General features: G+C 45.1%; 2 tRNA genes and 2 rRNA genes (1 of these 4 cut by a window edge). All 4 read left to right on the forward strand.

The annotated features are described in order from the left end of the window. Window positions 1-268: 268 nt before the first annotated feature. Window positions 269-1,794: ribosomal RNA gene (locus EJA19_RS12655) — 16S ribosomal RNA — on the forward strand. 81 nt (window positions 1,795-1,875) lie between these two features. Next, window positions 1,876-1,949, forward strand: a tRNA-Ile gene (locus EJA19_RS12660). Between the two features lie 78 nt (window positions 1,950-2,027). Further along, window positions 2,028-2,101: transfer RNA gene (locus EJA19_RS12665), tRNA-Ala, on the forward strand. A gap of 227 nt (window positions 2,102-2,328) precedes the next feature. Continuing rightward, window positions 2,329-2,500 (forward strand): 23S ribosomal RNA (locus tag EJA19_RS12670) (it continues 2,650 nt past the right edge of the window). Together the 16S and 23S rRNA genes with 2 tRNA genes alongside form the textbook arrangement of a ribosomal RNA operon.

Consider the following 2,500-nt stretch of genomic DNA (forward strand, 5'->3'; position numbering starts at 1 on the left):
TGTAAGTAGAGAAGTTCTTTAAAAAATATGCGGCACGAAAAAAAATTAAAAAAAACTTCAAAAAGTTTTTGTGAATTAAAAAAGGGTTGTATATTTGCACCCGCTTTGCGAAACAAGGCGATAAAGAAAAGAAGAAACGTTCATTAAAATATTGAATTGACAGCGTAAGAAATAGTTTGGAAACGGATTATTTCAACAACGAGAGAACAAACCATTTTGAGTCCTTTTAGATTAATTATTCAAAGTTGTTAAAATTATTTAAGATTTAACGATGAAGAGTTTGATCCTGGCTCAGGATGAACGCTAGCGGCAGGCCTAACACATGCAAGTCGAGGGGTAACAGGGAAAAGCTTGCTTTTCTGCTGACGACCGGCGCACGGGTGCGTAACGCGTATGCAACCTACCTTTTACGGGGAGATAGCCCAGAGAAATTTGGATTAATATCCCATAATATATAGATAAGGCATCTTAACTATATTAAAGTTCCGGCGGTAAAAGATGGGCATGCGTTCTATTAGCTAGTAGGTGCGGTAACGGCGCACCTAGGCAACGATAGATAGGGGCCCTGAGAGGGGGATCCCCCACACTGGTACTGAGACACGGACCAGACTCCTACGGGAGGCAGCAGTGAGGAATATTGGACAATGGGCGAGAGCCTGATCCAGCCATGCCGCGTGCAGGAAGACTGCCCTATGGGTTGTAAACTGCTTTTATACAGGAAGAAACCCCTTTACGTGTAAAGGGCTGACGGTACTGTAAGAATAAGGATCGGCTAACTCCGTGCCAGCAGCCGCGGTAATACGGAGGATCCAAGCGTTATCCGGAATCATTGGGTTTAAAGGGTCCGTAGGTGGATAATTAAGTCAGAGGTGAAATCCTGCAGCTTAACTGTAGAATTGCCTTTGATACTGGTTGTCTTGAGTCATTGTGAAGTAGTTAGAATATGTAGTGTAGCGGTGAAATGCATAGATATTACATAGAATACCGATTGCGAAGGCAGATTACTAACAATGTACTGACACTGATGGACGAAAGCGTGGGGAGCGAACAGGATTAGATACCCTGGTAGTCCACGCCGTAAACGATGGTCACTAGCTGTTCGAACTTCGGTTTGAGCGGCCAAGCGAAAGTGATAAGTGACCCACCTGGGGAGTACGTTCGCAAGAATGAAACTCAAAGGAATTGACGGGGGCCCGCACAAGCGGTGGAGCATGTGGTTTAATTCGATGATACGCGAGGAACCTTACCAGGGCTTAAATGTAAGTTGCATTAGTTAGAGATAGCTATTTCTTCGGACTACTTACAAGGTGCTGCATGGTTGTCGTCAGCTCGTGCCGTGAGGTGTCAGGTTAAGTCCTATAACGAGCGCAACCCCTGTGGTTAGTTGCCAGCGAGTCATGTCGGGAACTCTAGCCAGACTGCCGGTGCAAACCGTGAGGAAGGTGGGGATGACGTCAAATCATCACGGCCCTTACGTCCTGGGCTACACACGTGCTACAATGGCAGGTACAGAGGGCAGCCACTGCGCAAGCAGGAGCGAATCCACAAAACCTGTCTCAGTTCGGATCGGGGTCTGCAACTCGACCCCGTGAAGCTGGAATCGCTAGTAATCGGATATCAGCCATGATCCGGTGAATACGTTCCCGGGCCTTGTACACACCGCCCGTCAAGCCATGGAAGCTGGGAGTGCCTGAAGTCCGTCACCGCAAGGAGCGGCCTAGGGTAAAATCGGTAACTAGGGCTAAGTCGTAACAAGGTAGCCGTACCGGAAGGTGCGGCTGGAACACCTCCTTTCTAGAGAAAGACGACTTGAATAAACAAGAGGTTAAAACTTGGTTAGTTCTCTTGCTGTTAATTTAAAGATCTATATAGCACAGTCTCATAGCTCAGCTGGTTAGAGCGCTACACTGATAATGTAGAGGTCGGCAGTTCGAGTCTGCCTGAGACTACTAAATGGAAATTTTAGAGGTTGAGTAGCCGTTATAAGTACTGTTAACTAATAACTGTTAACTGATCACTAAAGATACGGGGGATTAGCTCAGCTGGCTAGAGCGCCTGCCTTGCACGCAGGAGGTCATCGGTTCGACTCCGATATTCTCCACAAGAAGTTAGTCAAAAGCCAAAAGTTAAGAAGTCAAAATTAGACTTTCGACTTTAAGACTTTAATAACTTTTGACTAACATAAAGTTCATTGACATATTGGAAAAGATACATGAAACGATAATCAAATTAAATTTTGATTGTTGGGAAATTATTGTAACGAGCAATAATTAACTATTTGATATAATATTTATATTAAATAAAAACTCATTAAAAAGACAAAAAGTACAATAAGCTAAATAAGGGCGTATGGGGGATGCCTAGGCTCTCAGAGGCGAAGAAGGACGTGATAAGCTGCGAAAAGCTGCGGGGAGTGGCACATACACTATGATCCGCAGATATCCGAATGGGGCAACCCGGCATGTTGAAGACATGTCATGCGAAAGCAAGCGAACCCGGA

The organism is Mangrovimonas spongiae (genome assembly GCF_003944795.1).
Taxonomy (GTDB): Bacteria; Bacteroidota; Bacteroidia; order Flavobacteriales; family Flavobacteriaceae; genus Mangrovimonas; species Mangrovimonas spongiae.